This is a genomic window from Dactylosporangium sp. NPDC049140 (assembly GCF_040648435.1).
Window position 1 is genome coordinate 77001 of sequence record NZ_JBEZDS010000024.1, and the last position, 18373, is coordinate 95373.

The window sequence follows — 18373 nt, forward strand, 5'->3', positions numbered from 1 at the left end:
GACGGCTCGGTGTGTGATGCTGGGCGCGTGATCGTCGAGTTCGAGGCCGAGCTCTGGGAGTGGGACGCCCGCCCCGGGGAGTCCTGGGTGTTCGTCAGCCTCCCGCCGGAGCCGTCGGAGGAGATCCGCGAGCTGACCACCGGCACGCGGCGCGGCTTCGGCTCCGTGCGCGTCCGCGCGCAGATCGGCACCACGGCGTGGAGGACCTCGATCTTCCCGGGCAGCGACGGCGCGTACGTGCTGCCGCTGAAGAAAGCCGTCCGCACCGCCCGGCGCCTGAGCATCGGTGACCGCGCCACCGTGACGATCGAGCTGGTCGACACGCCGTAAGCACTTGAATGTGAGCAATTCTCGCGGCACCCTGGACCGGTTCGCCGATCATGATCTACCAGGGAGTGCCGCCGTGGACCCGGAGTTCCGCCGCGATCCGTGGCGTGAGGCCCGCCGGGCCCCGGCCTGGCTGTCGCTCGCCACGACGTGGATCGCCCTGCTGGCCGGCGCCGCCCACCTGTTCCACGCCTCGGGCCGGGGGGTCTGGGTCGCCGGCTCGGCGGTGCTGGTCGCCGCGTGCGTCTACGGCGTCCGGCTGCTGCGGGCCCGGGACCGCGAACGCCAGGCCACCCTCGCCCGGCGGACGATGGCGCTGTGGGTCGTGGGCCTGCTGGCGGTGGTGGTGGCCGCCCGGCTGTGACCGCTCGGCGGCAGGCCGGCGGCGTGCGGACCCTCGGCGCGCCGCTGCGGGGCCGGTCGCCGGCGCGCCCGGTCGCGATGGACCCGGGCCGCGGCTACCTCGTCCCCAACGGCACCGTGGAGCTGGTGCAGATCAGTCGCCCTTGAGCAGGTTTTGCACGGCAGAGCTGACGAGTCCGCCGGTCCACTGCCGAACGGTGTTCCTCCCCTGCGGGTTGAACATGCCGTGCAGGGTGCGCGGCGCCCCTTCGGCGTTCGTCACCTGACGCACCGAGCTCATCGCCTCCGTCCTGATCGGCAGTGCGACGGCGTTGCCGACGGCACCGGTGAAGCCCGACACCGCCAGGTCGCCCGGCCGGACCGGGGCGCCCGCCAAGACGTCCTGCACCGCGGTGCCGGCCACGTCGGCGCCGCTGCCGAGCGCGACCGTGACGCCCTTGGCGGTCAAGCCCCGGGCCGCCTTGCCGAGCGCGTTCTTCGCGATGGTGCCGCCGACCGGGCCGGAGACGCCGCCGGGACCGCCGCCCGCCACGTTCGCGATGAACCCGCGGGCGGTGGGATGATCCTCCGTGACCAGGTAGTCCCGGCCGCTGTAGGCGCCGTTGGTGATGGCGCCGATGCCCGCCGAGACCGCCATGCCACCGCTGATGGACGCGAATCCGCCGAGCGCCCCGGTGGCGCCGGCCATCCACCGGTTGACGTCGCCGGTGAAGGCCTCCTGGATGACGACGTTCGAGCCGGCCGACATCAGCGCCAGGCCCACCGGGGTCCCGACGCCGGTGAGCACCATGGCCCCGCCGGCCAGGTACTTCCAGTTGTCGTCCATCCAGTCGCCGGTGCGGTCCCAGAGGTTGCGGCCCATGCGGTCGCGGTACTGCCGCAGCTCGTCGTCCGTCACCGGCCGCAACCCGAGCGGGTCGGCGAGCGCGAGCGGACTGTTGCCCGCGTAGTGGTACGGGTTGCCCGCGACCGCCGTGCCCGCCACCGGGTCGAGCGGGTCGGGCTGCAGGAACGCGCGGGTGCCGGGCTGGTAGACCCGGTGCCGTAGCCACACCAGGCCGCCGAACTCGATCTCGCCCCAGGGGCCGACCTGCGGCGCGGGCGTGGGTTCGGCGCCGGCCCCCCAGGCGTCACGCGGCCCGCCGACCGTGCCCTGCCAGCCCGGCCGCAGCCGGAGCGCGTCCGTGGCGGTGGCGAGCGCCCACGGGGTGCCCAGGCCGACGACGGCCACGTCGCCGACGAACGAGAGCGGGGCCAGCGGATCGGCCGAGTCCCACAGCAGCGCGACCCCGCCCACCTCGGCGAGTTCGCCGAGCGCATCCACGGTGACGGGCACGGTGGCGCCGCCGGAGTCACGGACACCGGTCAGGCGACCGGCGGCGTCCCAGTCGTAGGCGCGGGACGACTCGCCGGTCCGCTCGAGGGTGCGGCGACCGGCGGCGTCGTACGCGTACGTCGTCTCGGCGCCGGCCTCGAGGCGGGCCAGCAGCTGCCCGGCCGGATCGTACCGGTAGCGGACCTCGGTTGCCGGGCCGCGCTCGAGCTCGAGGCGGCCGTTGGCGTCGTAGGCGTACGTGGCGTCGCCGGCCGAGATCAGCTGCCCGGCCGGGTCGTAGCCGAAGCGGAGCGTGACCCCGTCGGCCTTGCTCGCCACGACCCGGCCGTCCGGGTCCCGCAACAGCTCCGTCAACCGGACCACGCCGTCGGTCTCGACCCGGTGCCCGACGAGGTCGCCGTCGCGGTAGTGCCACCACTGCCGCAGCCGGTCTCCGGTGACCCGCAGGAGGCGGCCCGCCGGGTCCCGCTCGAGCGTCAGGGCGCCCAGCGCCGGATGGTGCAGCCCGGCGACGAGCCCGCCGTCGTCGTACGTGTACTTCGTGCGGGAGCCGTCGGGGTACACCATCGCGGTACGGCGCCCGTCGGCGTCGTAGGTCCATCGCTCGGCGAGCCCGTCGCGGCGGCGCTCGACGAGCCGTCCGTCGTGGTCCCAGCGCAGCCGGTGCAGGAACAGGCCGGGCTCGTTGACTTCGACCGCGCGTCCGAGCGCGTCGCGCCGGACGGTGACCGGCGGGTGGCCCGGGACGGCGAACGAGTCGAGGCGCCCCGCGGCGTCGTAGGTGCAGTGCAGCTCGTGGCCGGACGCGTCGGCGTACCCGCTGGGCCGCCCCGCCGCGTCCCGGCTCAGGGTGACCGTGCGGCCCAGCTGATCGGTCTCCGCGACGAGCCGTCCGGCCTCGTCGTACCGGCGCACGACGGTGCCGCCGAGCGCGTCCACCACCCCGACCAGCCGGTCGGCGTCGTCGTAGCGGTAGGCGGTCCGGCCGCCGTTGGCGTCGACGGCCGCGGTCAGGCGGTCCGCCGGGTCGTACTCGAACCGCCGCGCCCCGGCGAGCCGGTCGGTGACCGCCACGACCCGGTCGGCGTCGTCGTAGGTGTAGCGGACGGTGCCGCGGCCCGGGGCGGTCGCGGTGACGAGCCGGGCGCCTGCGTCGTAGGTGAACCGTTCGGCCGTACCGGCGGCGTCGACGCGCTCGACGAGCAGCCCGTCGGCGTCGTACCGCCGCCGGGTGCGACGGCCCGCGCCGTCGGTGTGCGACTCCAGGCGGCCGCAGCGGTCGTACGTGTACCGCTCGACGCGCCCCGACGGCCGGGTGACCTCCGCGAGCCGGCCGCCGGCCGTGTAGACGAACCGGGTGATGCCGCCGGCGGCGTTCGCGACGGCGACGCGACGGCCGCACCGGTCGTACTCGGCGCGGGTGTGCGTGCCGTCGGCGAGCCGCTCCACGAGCAGCCGGCCGTCCGCGTCGTACTCGTACGCGCACGCCGCCAGCCCGTCGTGGACCGTGACCGGGCGCCCGGCCGGGTCGACCGTCATCGTGCGGCGGACGCCGGTCGGGTCGGTCTCGGCGACGACGTTGCCGTTGGCGTCGTACTCCCACCGCCACGCCGCTCCCGTCGGGTCGACCGTGGCGACGAGCCGCGACATGCCGTCGTGGTGCAGCTCCCACCGGGCGCCGTTCGCCCCGGTGACCTGGGTGACGTTGCCCAGCGGGCCGTACTCCCGGGTCATGACCCGGCCCAGCCCGTCCACCGTCGCCGTCGGGTGGCCGTGCGGGCCATAGGTGAACTCGCGCCGGTTCCCGGTGGGCTCGACGACCGCGGCGAGGCGCCCACCGGGCGTGTATTCGTACCGCCACGTGCTGCCCGACGGCGGCCGTCGCCGCGTCAGCCGCCCGTGCCGGTCGTACTCCAGGGTGGTGCGCCGGCCTTCGGGGGTCACGACCGCCGTCACCCGGCCGGCCGCGTCGCGCTCCAGCGTCGCGGTGTTGCCGTCCTCGTCGGTGATCGCCACGACCTCGCCGTTGTGGTCGAACCGGAACCTCGTCCGGACGCCGTCGGGGTCGGTGACCTCGTGGACGAGCCCGCCCGCGACCCGCAGCCGGGTGACGCCACCCTCGGCGTCGGTGATCTCCCAGGGCACGCGTTCGTCGCCGTCGTAGCGCAGGCGGGTGCGCCCGCCGGTGGCGCCCGTCGCCTCGACGACCCGGTCGTGATCGTCGTAGCGCAGCGCGATGGAGCCGCCGCCGGGGCGGACCTGCCGGACGAGCCGGGATCGCTCGTCCCACTCGTTGACCGTCACGGATCCGTCCCGCTCGGACACCGTCACCGGGTTCCCGCGGGGGTCGTAGGTGACCGAGAAACGGTGTTCGTGGGCGTCGACCAGGTTCAGCAACCGTCCGGCGCGGTCGTGGACGTAGGTGTCGGCCGGCTCGTCGTCGCCCTCGCCGGCCACGACGGTGACGCGGCCGGGGAGGTAGGCGTACCGGCTGCGGCGCCCGAAGGCGGAGGTCTGCCGGAGGACCCGGCCCTCGGCGTCGTAGACGTTGAGGATCTGGGCCACGCCGTCGCCGTCGCGGACCGAGAGGATTCGCCCGGCCTCGTCGACCTCGTATGCGCGCGACGAGCCCGGCGCGTCGACGCCGACGAGCGCCCCGCGCTCGTCGTAGGAGTACGTCACCGCTCGCCCGTCGCTGGAGGCCGCGGCGACGATGCGCTCGCCCTCCCACGTCAGCGTCACGGTGTGGCCGCCGGAGCCGGTCAGGCCGGTGAGCCGCCCGCCGGCGTAGATGAGCCGCACCTCGGTGCCCGGCCCCTCGTCGAGCCGGATCGGCCGGCCGTCGGCGCCGAACTCCCATCGGCGGCCGCCGGTCCACTCCAGTACCGGCCGGTCGTCGGCGATCCGGGGCCGCGCGGCCACGCCGGCAACCATGTCGTAGCCGTCGCCGAGCCGGGGAAAGAGCGCCCGCCGGCCGTCCGGGCCCTCGTACTCCAGGCCGTCGGGGCGGTTGGCGAGGCGGACCGACGCCCACGACGACCATCCGGGCCCGAACGGGCCGGTGCGGTCGCTGCGGCTGTTGTAGGTGCGGGTGAGGGTCAGCAGCGCGTCGCGGCCGCCGTGCACCAGGTCCGTTTCGACCTCGACGAAGTTGCCGCTGGCGGTGTTGACGGGGTCGTCGGCGTAGCCGGTGGCCGGCGGCGTGCCGTACGCGACCGGGTCGTCGAAGGTGACCGCCGCGCGCCCGCCGTCGAGGCCGGCCGCGCCCAGAGTGGCCTGGATCGCCGCGTCGGGCAGGCGCGCGGGCCCGTGGCCGCCGCCGGCGATGCGGAACGCCTCGGCGATCCGTGCGACCCACCGCGCGTCCTGCTCGTTGAGGTCGACGTAGCTGTGCACCGCCGCGAGCAGCGATTCGGCCTCGAGCCGGCCCCAGCCGGTCCGGGCGGCGAAATCCGCGTACAGGGAGTTGAGTCGCCCGGAATGTCCGCGCAGCTCCTCGTCGGCATTTCGGCTGCGTTGTGCAAATGCGTCGAGATCGTCCGGTCGGGCGGAGCTCGTAGCCATTCGTATTAACCGTTCCGGGTCGAGCAGGCGGTTTCGGTAATGACGAATTTCGGCGGTTCCACCGGCGGCGGAACCGGTGGCCCGTCGTGTTCACCGGTGAAGAAGTCCTTGAATGTCTCGGAGTTGCCCTCATCGTGCTGACGCTGCTCCCAGGCCCGGGCCTGCTCCCGGCGATCCTGCTCCTGGCGGGCCGTCCGGGCCAGTTCGTCGACCTGGTCGGCGGCCCGGAGCAGGGCCGTGGCCAGGCGCTGGGCGTCGCCGGTGCAGCTGCCCATCCGGCCGTCGAACTGCTCCGCGAAGCCGCCGCGCCACTCCTGCCGGGCCTGCGCGGCGATCGTGTTGCGGTAACCGACCTGCGTTGTCAGCACGTCGGCGGACGCCCGGAGCTCGCCCGCGAGCCGGTCGGCGGCGGCCCAGTCGAAACGAACGTTCTCATGGATTGCACCGAGATCCGGCATCGTGCTCCCTTCGGCCGGTTTGCGCCGCCTGAGGGTTCAATATAGGGCGCTCGCCGCGACCGCAACAATGCTCGCTGGTGCCGTCGGGACGATTCTTGCCATTCGACCGAAGGGGCCCCCGATGTCGGGACGTGCACTTTCCGCCGATCAGGCCAATTCGGCCATCCAGCCGGTCCGGTCGATCATCAACGGCGGGCTGGCCGAGGTCACCGGGCGCGGCGGCGCATGCCCTCCGCGAGCTCGGCGCCGTCCAGGTCGCCCGCGGCCAGCCGCGCCCGCACCGTCCGCGTGACCATCGCCGCCGCCAGCGACGGCAGATGCCGGGCCAGGGCCAGCTCGACCCGCCCGCGCCCGGTCGTGGCCACGTCGCGCGGGGAGCGCCGGGCCGTCGCCGCGCGCAGGATCGCGTCCACCACGCCGTCCACCGGTTCGTAGCGCGAGACCCCCTCCAGGGACAGTCCCGCGCTCGCCGTCGCGTCGTGGATGGGGGAGGCGACCATGCTCGGGTACACCACGCTCACGCCGATGTGCGAGCCCACCTCCAGGCGCAGCGCGTCGGCGTAGGCGGTGAGGGCGCGCTTGCTCACGCCGTACGCGGCGGCCAGGGGCAGCGGCAGCACGGCCATGCGGCTCGCCACGAACACGACGCGGCCGCGGGACGCCTCGAGGGCCGGGACCGCGGCGGCCGTCGTGCGCCAGGCGGCGAGCAGGTTGACCTCCAGCTGGCGGCGGACCTCCGCGCCCGGCGGCAGTTCGGCCGGGGCCGGGCCGCCCACGCCCGCGTTGTTCACGAGCAGGTCCAGGCCGCCGAGGCGGCCGGCGGCCTCGGCGACGGCGGGCGGTACCGCCGCGTCGGACGTCAGGTCGCAGGGCAGGATCGGCGCCGGACCGGCGGGCCCGGGCACCAGGTCCAGGCCGACGACCCGGGCCCCGGCCGCGAGCAGCCGCGCCGTCAGCGCGCGCCCGAACGTGCCTGACGCGCCGGTCACCAGGACCCGCCGGCCGTGCAGCGTCAGCGCCATGTCACACCTCCGGAGTGCCGTGTGCGGAGCTCCGTTGCGGCCTCCGCCAGGTACGCGTCGAAGTCGATCCGCATCGCGGGCCTCCGCTCGCCCCAGCGGTCCCGCGCCGCCCGCAGCTGCCGGGCGCACGCCGCGCGCTGCTGCTCCGGCGGCGGGAGGGCGTAGCGTCCGGCCAGGAAGGCGGCGACCAGCCGGGCCTGCGCCTCGACGACCGGCAGGGCCGCGCCCGTCGACTGCATGAGGCCCACGAAGTGCAGGCCCGGCGCGTCGAGGTGGAAGATCCGCTGGTACAACGGCATGGTCTCGGCGCTGGGGGACAGCAGCGCCGGGTCGAGGAACGGCAGGTCGACGCGGTAGCCGGTGCACCACACGATGAGGTCGACCGGGTCGCGGCGGCCGTCGGTGAAGCGCACCGCCTCGCCGTCGAGGCGCTCGATGCCCGGCCGCACGCCGATCTCCCCGTGCGTGATCCGCGCCAGCAGTCCGTCCGACAGGGTCGGGTGATCCTGCAGAAAACCATGCGCCGGTACCGGTAGGCCGTAGCGCTGCGGCGGCCCGACCGCGAGGCGCAGGAGCCGCTCGCTGATCCTTTGCCGCAGCCGCCACGGCAGCCGTCGCGCCAGGGCGCCGTTGAGCGTGTCCGCGGGCCGGCCCAGCAGGTGCTTCGGCACGATCCACACGCCCCGGCGCAGCGACAGCAGCGTGGCCGCGGCCGCGTGGGAGGCGTCGACGGCGATGTCCATGGCCGAGTTGCCCCCGCCGACGACGAGCACGCGGCGGCCGGCGAGCTGTTCGGGGCCGCGGTAGTCGTGGCTGTGCATGACCTCGCCGTCGAAGTGGCCCGGGTACATCGGCGACGGCAGCCGCGGCACCGCGTTGTGGCCGGTGGCGACGACGACGGCCGGGGCCTCCAGCGTCTCGCCGGCGGCCGTGGTGACGCGCCAGCCGCGCTCGACGCGGGTGACGGGGGTGCCGAAGCGGATGGCGTCGGTGAGGCCGAAGGCGGCGGCGTAGTCGGCGAGGTAGCCGGCGATGCGCGCGTGGTCCGGGTAGTCGGGCCAGTCCGCGGGCATCGGGAAGTCGGCGAACTCGGTGCGGGTGCGGCTGGTGTTGAGGTGCAGGGTGCGGTACGCCGCCGAGCCGGGCGCGCCGAGCACCCACAGGCCGCCGGGCCGCTCGCCGGCGTCGAGGGCGACCGCCGGCACGCCCTGGTCGCGCAGGGCCTTCAGCGTGGCCAGGCCGGCCGGGCCCGCGCCGATGACGACGACCGGTTTATCCAACACCTGATGGATAATGCGCCGGGGTATCGGTGAAGGTCAAGCGGTGCCGTACATCCGCCGCAGCCAGCGGTGCGCGAACGCCCGGGCCTCGCGCTGCCGGTCCGGGTCCGGCCCCGCGTGCAGCACCTGCACGGCGTGCGCGTGCAGGGCCCAGATGAGGCTGCGTACCGCGGTGTGCGGGGCGGGCTCGTGCAGGATGCCGGCCGCGTCGGCCGCGGCGAGGACGTCGGCGACCCGGTCGTACAGCGGCGCCGCGTAACGCTCGTCGAGCCCCTCGTGCCCGGCCGGGTCGAGCCAGCGGCGCAGCCACAGCCCGGTGTTCTCGGGATGCGCCTCGAGGAAGTCGACGAACGTGTCCACGAGACGGTGCAGCACCGGCAGCACCGCGTCGGCCCCGTCCGGCAGCGCGAGGCGCGCGTCGGCGAGGACCGGGCCCAGCGCCGCCCGCTCGGCCTCGTACACGACGCCGAAGCAGGCCTCGTACAGCGCCGCCTTCCCGCCGGTGTGGTGGTGCACGGTGGCCACGTCGACGCCGGCCGCCTCCGCGATCTGCCGCAGGCTGACGGCGGCGAAGCCGTGCCGGGCGAACAGGCCCACGGCCACGGCCAGGATCGACTCGCTGGTGGCGGCCCGCTCGTCCCGCCGGGGCCGGCCGGGGCCGCGACGGGGGCTGTCAATGCGTTCCATCATCGCCTAGTATCCATCAACCGTTGGATAACCAGGGGGCGGCATGGACGGCGCACGACTTCCCCGGGCCGGGCTGGCGGCGTTCGCCACCGGGTCGTTCGGCATGGGCATCTGGATCACGGTGCCGGGCCTGCTCCTGCTGTACTTCCTCACCGACGTCCTCGCCGTCACGCCGCTGCTGGCCGGGGCCGCCCTGCTCGTGCCCAAGATCGCCGACGTGGTGCTCCACCCCTGGGTCGGCACCGTCTCCGACGCGGGCCTGGCCCGCCACGGCAGCCGGCGCCGCCTGCTGCTGCTCGGCTGCGCGCTCTTCGCCGCGTTCGCCGCGCTCTTCACGGTACCGGCACACCTCTCCGGCCCCGCCGCCGCCGGCTGGGTGGCGGTCGCCTTCGTCGCGGGCAACCTGCTCTTCGCCGCCTACCAGGTGCCCTACCTGTCCACCCCGGCCGACCTCGCGATCGGCTACCACGAGCGCACCCGCCTCATGGGCTTCCGCATGGTCGTGCTCACCATCGGCATCCTCGCCAGCGGCCTGGCCGCGCCGCTGCTGGCCGGGGGCGACGAGCCGACCCGGGCCGGCTACGCCACGATGGCCCTCGCGCTCGGCGCCGGCATGCTCGTCGCCATGCTGGTCGGCGTCGCCGGCGTCGGCCGGCTCGCCGCGGCCGCCCCGCTGGAGCGCACCCGGAGCGGCCACGCGCTGCTGGTCGCGCTGCGGGACCGGCAGTTCCGCCGGCTCATCGCGGCCTACCTGGCCATGTCCACGACGTCGCACCTGGTGCTGGCCGGGGTGCCCTACTACACCGAGTACGAGCTCGGCCGCCCGAAGCTCACCACCGTCCTCGTGGCCGCGTTCCTGGCCCCGGCCCTGATCGCCACCCCGGCCTGGGTCGCGCTCGCGCGCCGCTACGGCAAGCAGCGCGGCCTGCTCGTCGCCCAGGCCGTCTTCGTCCTCGGCTGCCTGGTGCTGGCCGCGGGCTCGGCGGTGGGCGTGCCGGTGCTCGTCGCCGCGGTCGCCGTGCTCGGGGTCGCGTTCGCCGCGCTGCAGCTGCTGCCGTTCTCGATGCTGCCCGACGTCGTGGCCGCCTCGGGCCGGGCCGAGAGCGCGGGCAGCTACACCGGCGTGTGGACCGCGGTGGACTCGCTCGGCGGGGCGCTCGGGCCGTACGTGTACGCCGCGTGCCTGGCCCTCGGCGGCTTCGTGGCGAGCGCGGACGAGGTGGTCCAGCCGGCCTCGGCGGTCACCTGGATCCGGCTCGGCTTCGGGGCGGTACCGGCGGCGCTGATGCTTCTGGCGTTGCTCCTGCAGCGGGGGTACCGCCTCGACGCCACCGCCGCGCTCAGCCGCTGAGTCACCCGCCCGCCGCAAAATCATCGGGGTGTTCGGTGGAACGGAGGGCGCGGTCACCGGTAGGCTGTGCTCGACTAAGACTTGATTGATTCCAGAACGTGGGGAAGAAGAAGCGGACAATGTCTGACAACAAGGACGTTACCGAGAGCACCAGCGAGAGCGAGAACCCGTCTATCCCGGCCCCGACCGCGAAGGCGAGCCGCCCGCACACCAACCGTGACTGGTGGCCCAACCAGCTCGACCTGTCGGTGCTGCACCGGCACACGGCCCGGGCCAACCCGCTGGACGAGGACTTCGACTACCGTGCGGAGTTCGCCAAGCTCGACGTCGAGGCGCTCAAGCGCGACCTCAACGCGCTCATGACGGACTCGCAGGAGTGGTGGCCGGCCGACTACGGCCACTACGGACCGCTGTTCATCCGTATGAGCTGGCACGCGGCGGGCACCTACCGCACCACCGACGGCCGGGGCGGCGGCGGCAGCGGAGCCCAGCGCTTCGCGCCGCTCAACAGCTGGCCCGACAACGCCAGCCTCGACAAGGCGCGCCGGCTGCTGTGGCCGGTCAAGGAGAAGTACGGCCGCCAGATCTCCTGGGCCGACCTGCTGGTCTTCGCCGGCAACGTCGCCTACGAGTCGATGGGCTTCAAGACCTTCGGCTTCGGCTTCGGCCGCGAGGACATCTGGGAGCCCGAGGAGATCTTCTGGGGCCCGGAGGACACCTGGCTCGGCGATGAGCGCTACGACGGCGAGCGCGAGCTGGCCGAGCCGCTCGGCGCCGTGCAGATGGGCCTCATCTACGTCAACCCGGAGGGCCCGGCCGGCCACCCCGACATCCTGGGCTCCGCCCGCGACATCCGCGAGACGTTCGGCCGCATGGCGATGAACGACGAAGAGACCGCCGCGCTCATCATCGGCGGCCACACCGTCGGCAAGGCGCACGGCGCGCACAAGCCCGACCACCTCGGCCCGGAGCCGGAGGGCGCCCCGATCGAGCAGCAGGGGCTCGGCTGGAAGAACCAGGCCGGCACCGGCGTCGGCGTCGACGCGCTCACCTCCGGCCTGGAGGGCGCGTGGACGAACGCGCCGACCCAGTGGGACAACGGCTTCCTCGACAACCTGTACGGGTACGAGTGGGAGCTGACCGAGAGCCCGGCCGGCGCCAAGCAGTGGAAGCCCAAGGAGGGCGCGGGCGCGGACACCGTTCCCGACGCCCACGACCCGGCCAGGCGCCACGCCCCGATGATGCTGACCTCGGACCTGGCGCTGCGCTACGACGAGATCTACGGGCCGATCACCCGGCGCTGGCACGAGCACCCGGAGGAGCTCGCCGACGCGTTCGCCAAGGCCTGGTACAAGCTGCTGCACCGCGACATGGGGCCGATCGCGCGCTACCTCGGCCCGTGGATCCCGGCGCCGCAGCTGTGGCAGGACCCGGTCCCGGCCGTCGAGGGCACGCTCATCGACGACGCCGACGTCGCGGCCCTCAAGGCCAAGCTGCTCGACTCCGGCCTGACCGCCACCCAGCTCATCGCCACCGCGTGGGCCGCGGCGGCCAGCTTCCGCTCGACCGACAAGCGCGGCGGGGCCAACGGCGGCCGCATCCGCCTCGCGCCCCAGAAGGACTGGGCCGTCAACGAGCCGGAGCAGCTTGCGGCGGTACTGCCCGTGCTCGAGCGCATCCGCTCCGAGTTCAACGCCGGGGGCAAGCAGGTCTCCCTCGCCGACCTGATCGTGCTCGGCGGCGGCGCGGCGATCGAGCGGGCGGCCCACGAGGCCGGCCACACGGTGACCGTGCCGTTCGCGCCCGGCCGCACCGACGCCACGCAGGAGGAGACCGACGTCGACTCCTTCAAGGTGCTCGAGCCGCGCGCCGACGGCTTCCGCAACTGGGTGCGCGCCGGCGAGAAGCTCCCGCCGGAGGTCCTGCTCGTCGACCGGGCGTACCTGCTCAACCTGAGCGCGCCCGAGATGGCCGTGCTCGTCGGCGGCCTGCGGTCGCTCGGCGTCAACCACGGCGGGGCCGCGCACGGCGTGTTCACCGACCGTCCGGGCACGCTGAGCAACGACTTCTTCGTGAACCTGCTGCGTGCCGGCACGCAGTGGTCGGCGTCGAAGTCGGACGAGAACGTGTACGAGGGCCGGCGCGCCGACGGCGAGGTCAGGTGGACCGCGACCGCGGTCGACCTCGTGTTCGGCTCGCACTCCCAGCTGCGCGCGATCTCGGAGGTGTACGCCTCGGCCGACGCCCAGGACAAGTTCGTCCGAGACTTCGTCAAGGCGTGGGCCAAGGTCACCGACCTGGACCGGTTCGACCTGGTCTGACCAGGGCCGTCCCTTTACCGCGAAGCCGGATCCGCCTCTGTGGCGGGTCCGGCTTCGCGCATGTATCAGACCGGTGCCCTCCGGCGTCATGTCGGCAGGGACCAGGTCGGCAGGGGGCGGCGCGATGGACGAGTTCGACCCGGCGGAGCTGCTGCGACGCATCCAGGGCGGCGACGCGGCGGCGTGGGAGGAGCTGACCGGGCGGTACACCGGCCTGCTCTGGTCGGTCGCCCGCAGCCTCGGCCTGCACGAGGCCGACGCCGCCGACGCGGTGCAGACGAGCTGGCTGCGCCTGCTGGAGAATCTCGACGCGATCCAGCGGCCGGAGCGGCTCGGCGCCTGGCTGGCCACGACGGTACGTCACGAAAGCCTCACGATCCACCGCCGCGCCGCCCGGCTCCAGCTCGGCGCCCCGGACGAGGCCGACGGCTGGGACGCCATCGTGGCCGTCGCCGACCCGCTCGAGGACGGGCTGCTGCGCGACGAGCGCGACGCCGCCCTCTGGCACGCCCTGGGCCGCCTGCGCCCCGCCTGCCAGCGCCTGATGCGCGTGCTCATGGCCGATCCACCGCCGTCGTACGCCGAGATCGCCGCCGCGCTCGGCATCCCGATGGGCAGCATCGGCCCGACCCGGCAGCGCTGCTTCCAGTGCCTGCGCGACCTGCTGGACGGCGACGAACTCTTCGACGACGCCCCGCACCGGCCGACCGACGCCCGGAAGGGGTGATCGCGGTGACGCCCGACATGTTCTCCCGATGGCAGCAGGACGCGCTCGCCGCCTTCCGACGCATCGCGGCCGCCGTCGACCCGCCGCCGGCGCACCTGCTGCCGGCGGCGCGCGCGGCCTTCCTCGCCCGCGACCTGGACGCCGAGATCGCGCTGCTCATCGCCGACTCCCGCACCCACGACGTGTACGCGGCCGTCCGGTCCGAACCGGCCGCGGCGCCGGGCCGGTGGCTGCTGTCGTTCGAGGGGGGCGGGATCGCGGTGGAGCTGGAGGTCGAGGCGCGCGGGGGGCGGGTCCGGCTGATCGGCCTGATCACGGGCGCGGCCGCCGGGGACTGCCACCTGGAGTCGGCCACGGGCCGCCGCGGGGTCGACCTGGACGAGCTGGGCCGCTTCCTGGTGGAGGACGTCGAGCACGGACGGGTGCGGCTGCACTGCCGCGCGGCGGACGGGGCGCGTGTCACGACGGCCTGGGTGACCGTGTGACGCCCGCTCCTGGATCAGTGGCCCAGCGCGACGAAAGCGAGAGCGGTGGCCAACGCGACCGGGCCGCCGTCGGTGCCCGCCCGCGCGTCCGCCAGCGCCTCGCCCCCCGCCGCGCCCGCGCGCAGGCCCGCGTGCACCTGCGCCATGAACGGGGCGGTCGCCGCGTCGTTCACCGGCACGACGCTGGCCAGCAGGCTCGTCGTACCCAGCGGCACCAGCACGCTGATCATGCCGAGCAGCTCGTCGCCGGGCATCGCGGCCACCATCCCGGACTCGCAGCTGGACAGGATCAGCCGGCGCGGCGCCCGGCGCAGCCGCCCGAGGTCGTACACGGTCAGCTCGCCGTCGGCCAGGCGCAGCGACGAGAACAGCGGGTTGTCGGCGCGGAAGACGCCGTGCGCGGCGATGTGCGCGGTCGCCGCCCCGTCCACCGCCGCGAGCACCTTGGCCGCGGTGGCCTCCGCGTCGGTGAGTACGACCGGCCGGCGGTACCCGGCGGCGATCTGCGCCGCCTCCGCGCGCGTGCCCGGCAGTCCCGGCCCCACGACGACCACGGTGCGCCGCCGCGGGTCCGGCGGCAGGCTCCGCGCCCGCAGCCACACCGCCGCGGAGGGCGCGACGCACCAGGGGAGCCGCCGCAGCGCCGGCAGCATCGCCCACGGCACCGCGTGCAGCCGGCTGGGCGGCGCGATGACCACCGGCCGCCCGCCGACCTCGTCCGCGGCCGGCCCGAGCAGCGCGGCCTGCAGGCACCGGCCCGCGCGCTCGAGCAGGTCCTCGCTGCCGCGCGGCGCCCGCCCGCGGGCCAGGCGCCGCAGCAGGAACCGCGCCAGCTCGACCTCCCGGACCGCCGCGGCCAGCGGCCCGACCTCGTACAGCCGGGTGCGCCCGGCCCGGGCCGTGACCGCGTACAGCACGCCGTCGACCGCGACCAGCTCCACGAGCAGGTGTCCGTCGAGCCGCCCGAGCACCTCGTCGCGCGGCGGGTACCCGGCCTCGCGGGCCCGGCGATCGCGCGGCAGTGGCCCGGCGGTGTCGTCGCTGCGGCGGCCGGATGGAGGGTGTCCGGCCGCCGCAGCGCGGGGCGGCGGGTGCTCAGCGGCCTGGCCGGCCGGAGGGTTGGGCGACGGGTCTCCGGCGGCCTGGCCGGCCGGAGGGTTGGGCGACGGGTCTCCGGCGGCGTCCTCGGCCCGGTGGCCGCCCGGCGGCTGGTCGCCGGATTCGCCGTCCCCCCGGCCGCGCGGTGCATGTCCGGCCGCCCGGCGGCCGGGCGGCCGGTGTCCGTCGGCGCCGGCGCCGGCCCGGTGGTTGCGCGGCGGACGGTCGGCGCCCTCGCCGGCGCGGTGGGGCGCCGCCGCCCGGTGGTCGCGCGACGGGTGGTCGGCGGCCTCGTCGGCCCGGCGCCGCGTCGCCGCCCGGCGGGTGCGGGCGCGGATCGCCGCCTCCAGCCGCCGCCGGTCCTGCTCCAGCGACCCGATCCCGGCCCCGGCCGCCCGCGCCCGGTCGATGCGGTTCATGATGTCCCGCAGCGCGGCGAGGTCGGCGGCGAGCTCCGGCTCCTCCACGGGCCGCAGCGGCGCCGGTGCGAGCGCCCCCGCCCGCCAGCGCTCGCTCCACCGCAGCAGCATCCCGGCGTCCCCGCGGCGCAGGGCGTGCCGCTGGCCGATCGCGGCCAGCTCCGTGCCGTGCGCGGCCGCGTGGATGCGCAGCTCGACCGCGCCCAGCCGCTGCTGGTGCTCGGCCGCCGCGGCCAGGCCGCGCCGGCACGCGGCCAGCGCCGCCCCGGTCCGGCCCCGCGCCTCGGCCCGCAGCGCGTGGGCGAGCCAGGCCGCCGCGAGCCCGTACGCCGGCCCGCGCCGCCCCAGCGCCGCCGCCCGCGCGAGGTGCCGGTCCGCCGCGGCGAGCCGCCCGCCGGCCGTGGCGAGCCGGCCCGCCAGCATGTGCGCCGCCCCGGCCTCCTCGGCGTGCAGCTCGTCGAGGCGGTCGGCGATCCGCTCGGCCGCCGCGCGCAGGCGGCCGTCGCGCCGGCCGGCGTCGTAGCCGGACTGCACGAGCAGGAACGCGGCCCGGGCGGCCCACCACCGGCGGTGCTGGGCGCGGAAGAGGTCCCGGGCGGCCCGGGCCCGCTCGGCCGCGTCGTGCGGGCGGCCGGCGGCCTGGGCGGCGCGGGCGGCGGCGAAGAGCATCTCGGCCTTGTCCGCGGTACGGCCCGGCAGCCGCGCCACGCCCGCGTCGGCGAGCGCGAGCGCCTCGGTGGCCAGCCCCGCGGCGACGAGCACCTTGCACCGGTCGAAGACGAGGTCCGACACGTACGCGCCCAGCCGGGCGTACCGGCCCTCGGCCTCGTCGAGCAGCGCCAGCGCCGCGGGCAGGTCCCCGGCGAGCACGGCGAGCTCGGCCCGGTTGTGCACGATGAAGGCCAGCTCGAGCTCCTGGCCGGCCTCGGCGAAGAGGCGCCCGGCGATCGCCAGGTCGCGCTCGGCGCGGGCCGCCTCGCCGAAGTTGACGTACACCCCGAACCGGCAGCTGTGCGCCCGCGCCTCCCACACGACGTCGCCGTGGCGGTGCAGCAGGGGGATGGCGCGGTCGAGGTCGGCCAGCGCCGCCTCCCGCCGGCCCATCGTCGCCAGGTGGTGCGCGCGGCGCATCAGCGCCCGGCCCGCGACCCGCCCGGTGCCGGCCGCCACCGCCGCGTCGAGCGCCGCGAGCCCCGCCGCGGTCCGCCCGGCCATCGCGAGGGTGGAGCCGAGCGTCGCCTGCACGTCGGCGACCCGCCCGCCGTCGCCCGCGGCCCGGGCCAGCCGTAGCGCCTGGCGCAGCTGCCGCAGCGCGTCCGGGAACCGTCCCGCGTCGCGAACCACGATCGCGCGTGCCTGGTGCGCCACGGACGCCGGGCCCGGCCCCACCCCGGCCGCGATCAGCCGGTCCGCCTCGGCCAGCGCGTCGGCCGGGCGGGACAGCGCAAGCAGCAGCAGCTCGTCGCCCTCGGGCACGCCTCCCAGTGTGGGGCCAACCCGACCACCGACCAACGGCAATACCGGAAGGAGCCGATGATGAACGACGAAGGATGGCCGCGGTCCAGCGAGGCCCGCACGCCGGCCGAGGCCCAGACCGCAATGGTGCTGGAGGAGTACGGCGACTACGTCGAGCCCGGGCCGCCGGACTGGCGCGAGACCGGCGGCATCCGGTACTTCGTGCGGCGCGGCTTCGTGCTCGCCCGCGAGGAGTCCGCCGCCCGGGCCCGCGAGATCCTGGCCGCGGCCCACCTCCGGCCCCGCGACGACGCCGAGCGCATCGCGGCGCTGCACCCGGGGGCGGAGCGGCGCCCGGAGGAGCCCCGCGACGGCGATGCGTTCCACGGCCTGCGGTACCTGCGCCTCGGCGCCGGTCGCAGCGTCTTCGACGCGCTGCGGGTGCTGCGCAACGGCCTGTTCGACACGAAGGGCCGGCGCACCCACGACCCGCTGAGCCCCGGCGACGTCGGCCCGGAGCACCTGCTGCACCTGACCGACCACACCGGTGTCTGCCCCGCCGACGAGCCCGGCCACGTCCCGCCGCACACGCCGCCCGACCCGCCGCCGACCGGCGAGCACCGGGCCGGCGAGGGCATCCGGATCCTGGTCATCGACACCGGCCTGGACCCGCAGGCGGCCGCGAAGCCGTGGCTGGCGGGCGTCACCGGCGACCCCGATCCGGGCGTCGGCGGCGGGGGGATCAAGCGGTACGCCGGCCACGGCACCTTCATCGCCGGCGTCATCCGCACCGTGGCCCCGGCCGCCGAGGTCATCGTGCGCGCCGGGCTGCCCGGGAGCCTGTTCGGCCCGGCGACGAACCCGCCCGGCACCGCCTTCGAGCGCGAGCTGGCGGCCTCGCTCGAGCACGGCCTCGTCCACGACCACCCGGACGTCATCAGCCTGTCGGCCGGCACGCTCACCGACGACCCGGCCAAGCTGATGGTCCTCGAAGCCTTCCACGACGGCTTCCTGCACCGGTACAAGGGCGTGGTACTCGTCGCCGCGGCCGGCAACGACGGCGGCCGGGCGCCGTTCTGGCCCGCCGCGAGCCGCTGGGCGGTCGGCGTCGGGGCCCTCGCCGCGCACTGGCGGGCCCGCGCCGGGTTCAGCAACTTCGGCTCGTGGGTCGACGTGTACGCGCCCGGCGAGCGGCTCGTCAACGCGTTCCCGAGCGGCGTGTACACGTACACCGAACCGCCCCGCCGCGGCGTCCCGCAGCGCTTCGAGGGCATGGCCACGTGGAGCGGCACCTCGTTCTCCACGCCGATGGTCGCCGGGCTCATCGCGGCCCGCATGTCGTGCACCGGCGAAAACGGCCCGGCCGCCGCGGCCGCGCTCATCGCCCAGGCCCGCCGCGACGCGATCCCCGGCGTCGGCGCCGTGCTGCTGCCGCCGCCCGGGCAACCGCACCACTGTCGTATCAACCGGTGACCCCCGC

At 75.8% G+C, this 18373-nt stretch carries 14 protein-coding genes; 8 read left to right on the top strand and 6 right to left on the bottom strand.

Annotated elements, in window-relative coordinates; genetic code table 11:
- Window positions 1-27 precede the first annotated feature (27 nt).
- The 3 genes from AB0B76_RS32445 to AB0B76_RS32455 are packed head-to-tail and all read left to right on the top strand — an operon-like array spanning window position 28 to window position 837.
- Window positions 28-330 (top strand): DUF1905 domain-containing protein, encoded by a 303-nt coding sequence (locus AB0B76_RS32445; protein WP_360382563.1) that lies wholly within the window; start codon window positions 28-30, stop codon window positions 328-330.
- Between the two features lie 10 nt (window positions 331-340).
- On the top strand, window positions 341-691 hold the full coding sequence (locus tag AB0B76_RS32450; protein WP_360382565.1) for a hypothetical protein: 351 nt from the start codon (window positions 341-343) through the stop codon (window positions 689-691).
- Window positions 688-837: a hypothetical protein gene (locus AB0B76_RS32455; RefSeq protein WP_360382567.1), complete on the top strand. Its 150-nt coding sequence runs from the start codon at window positions 688-690 to the stop codon at window positions 835-837. The genes AB0B76_RS32450 and AB0B76_RS32455 overlap by 4 nt, the downstream gene beginning before the upstream one ends.
- Here the strand turns inward: AB0B76_RS32455 and AB0B76_RS32460 are convergent.
- The 5 genes from AB0B76_RS32460 to AB0B76_RS32480 all read right to left on the bottom strand — a co-directional run bounded on the left by AB0B76_RS32460 (window position 824) and on the right by AB0B76_RS32480 (window position 9040).
- Complete coding sequence (locus AB0B76_RS32460; protein ID WP_360382568.1) at window positions 824-5590, bottom strand: DUF6531 domain-containing protein; 4767 nt, start codon at window positions 5588-5590, stop codon at window positions 824-826. The genes AB0B76_RS32455 and AB0B76_RS32460 overlap by 14 nt on opposite strands.
- 5 nt (window positions 5591-5595) lie before the next feature.
- A complete protein-coding gene (locus tag AB0B76_RS32465) occupies window positions 5596-6048 on the bottom strand; it encodes a hypothetical protein (protein WP_360382570.1) in 453 nt (150 codons plus the stop codon).
- Between the two features lie 206 nt (window positions 6049-6254).
- Window positions 6255-7070 (bottom strand): SDR family NAD(P)-dependent oxidoreductase, encoded by an 816-nt coding sequence (locus AB0B76_RS32470; RefSeq protein WP_360382571.1) that lies wholly within the window; start codon window positions 7068-7070, stop codon window positions 6255-6257.
- Window positions 7061-8353 carry an NAD(P)-binding domain-containing protein gene (locus tag AB0B76_RS32475; protein WP_360382572.1) on the bottom strand — a complete coding sequence of 431 codons (1293 nt, stop codon included), beginning with the start codon at window positions 8351-8353 and terminating at the stop codon, window positions 7061-7063. Before AB0B76_RS32475 ends, AB0B76_RS32470 begins: the two co-directional genes overlap by 10 nt.
- Before the next feature lie 33 nt (window positions 8354-8386).
- Entirely contained in the window at window positions 8387-9040 is a 654-nt protein-coding gene (locus AB0B76_RS32480) for a helix-turn-helix domain-containing protein (RefSeq protein ID WP_360382574.1), read from the bottom strand.
- Window positions 9041-9080: 40 nt separating this feature from the next.
- Here AB0B76_RS32480 and AB0B76_RS32485 point away from each other — a divergent pair, with 40 nt between their 5' ends.
- The 4 genes from AB0B76_RS32485 (at window position 9081) to AB0B76_RS32500 (ending at window position 13921) form a co-directional block, all read left to right on the top strand.
- Window positions 9081-10388: an MFS transporter gene (locus tag AB0B76_RS32485; RefSeq protein WP_360382575.1), complete on the top strand. Its 1308-nt coding sequence runs from the start codon at window positions 9081-9083 to the stop codon at window positions 10386-10388.
- A 119-nt stretch (window positions 10389-10507) separates the two neighbouring features.
- Window positions 10508-12709 (top strand): catalase/peroxidase HPI, encoded by a 2202-nt coding sequence (gene katG / locus AB0B76_RS32490; RefSeq protein ID WP_360382577.1) that lies wholly within the window; start codon window positions 10508-10510, stop codon window positions 12707-12709.
- Window positions 12710-12833: 124 nt separating this feature from the next.
- Entirely contained in the window at window positions 12834-13436 is a 603-nt protein-coding gene (locus AB0B76_RS32495; protein WP_360382578.1) for a sigma-70 family RNA polymerase sigma factor, read from the top strand.
- 5 nt (window positions 13437-13441) lie between these two features.
- Window positions 13442-13921 carry a hypothetical protein gene (locus tag AB0B76_RS32500; RefSeq protein ID WP_360382579.1) on the top strand — a complete coding sequence of 160 codons (480 nt, stop codon included), beginning with the start codon at window positions 13442-13444 and terminating at the stop codon, window positions 13919-13921.
- Window positions 13922-13935: 14 nt separating this feature from the next.
- On the opposite strand, the gene AB0B76_RS32505 is transcribed toward AB0B76_RS32500, so the two are convergent.
- Window positions 13936-16914 (bottom strand): CHAT domain-containing protein, encoded by a 2979-nt coding sequence (locus AB0B76_RS32505; RefSeq protein WP_360382581.1) that lies wholly within the window; start codon window positions 16912-16914, stop codon window positions 13936-13938.
- A 60-nt stretch (window positions 16915-16974) separates the two neighbouring features.
- Here AB0B76_RS32505 and AB0B76_RS32510 point away from each other — a divergent pair, with 60 nt between their 5' ends.
- Complete coding sequence (locus tag AB0B76_RS32510; protein WP_360382582.1) at window positions 16975-18366, top strand: S8/S53 family peptidase; 1392 nt, start codon at window positions 16975-16977, stop codon at window positions 18364-18366.
- The last annotated feature ends 7 nt before the right edge of the window (window positions 18367-18373 follow it).

Bases quoted from the DNA above. Each gene is read 5' to 3' on its own strand.
- AB0B76_RS32460 (WP_360382568.1), bottom strand. From the start codon at position 5,590: ATGGCTACGAGCTCCGCCCGACCGGACGATCTCGACGCATTTGCACAA.
- AB0B76_RS32465 (WP_360382570.1), bottom strand. From the start codon at position 6,048: ATGCCGGATCTCGGTGCAATCCATGAGAACGTTCGTTTCGACTGGGCC.
- AB0B76_RS32470 (WP_360382571.1), bottom strand. From the start codon at position 7,070: ATGGCGCTGACGCTGCACGGCCGGCGGGTCCTGGTGACCGGCGCGTCA.
- AB0B76_RS32480 (WP_360382574.1), bottom strand. From the start codon at position 9,040: ATGATGGAACGCATTGACAGCCCCCGTCGCGGCCCCGGCCGGCCCCGG.
- AB0B76_RS32485 (WP_360382575.1), top strand. From the start codon at position 9,081: ATGGACGGCGCACGACTTCCCCGGGCCGGGCTGGCGGCGTTCGCCACC.
- katG (WP_360382577.1), top strand. From the start codon at position 10,508: ATGTCTGACAACAAGGACGTTACCGAGAGCACCAGCGAGAGCGAGAAC.
- AB0B76_RS32495 (WP_360382578.1), top strand. From the start codon at position 12,834: ATGGACGAGTTCGACCCGGCGGAGCTGCTGCGACGCATCCAGGGCGGC.
- AB0B76_RS32510 (WP_360382582.1), top strand. From the start codon at position 16,975: ATGAACGACGAAGGATGGCCGCGGTCCAGCGAGGCCCGCACGCCGGCC.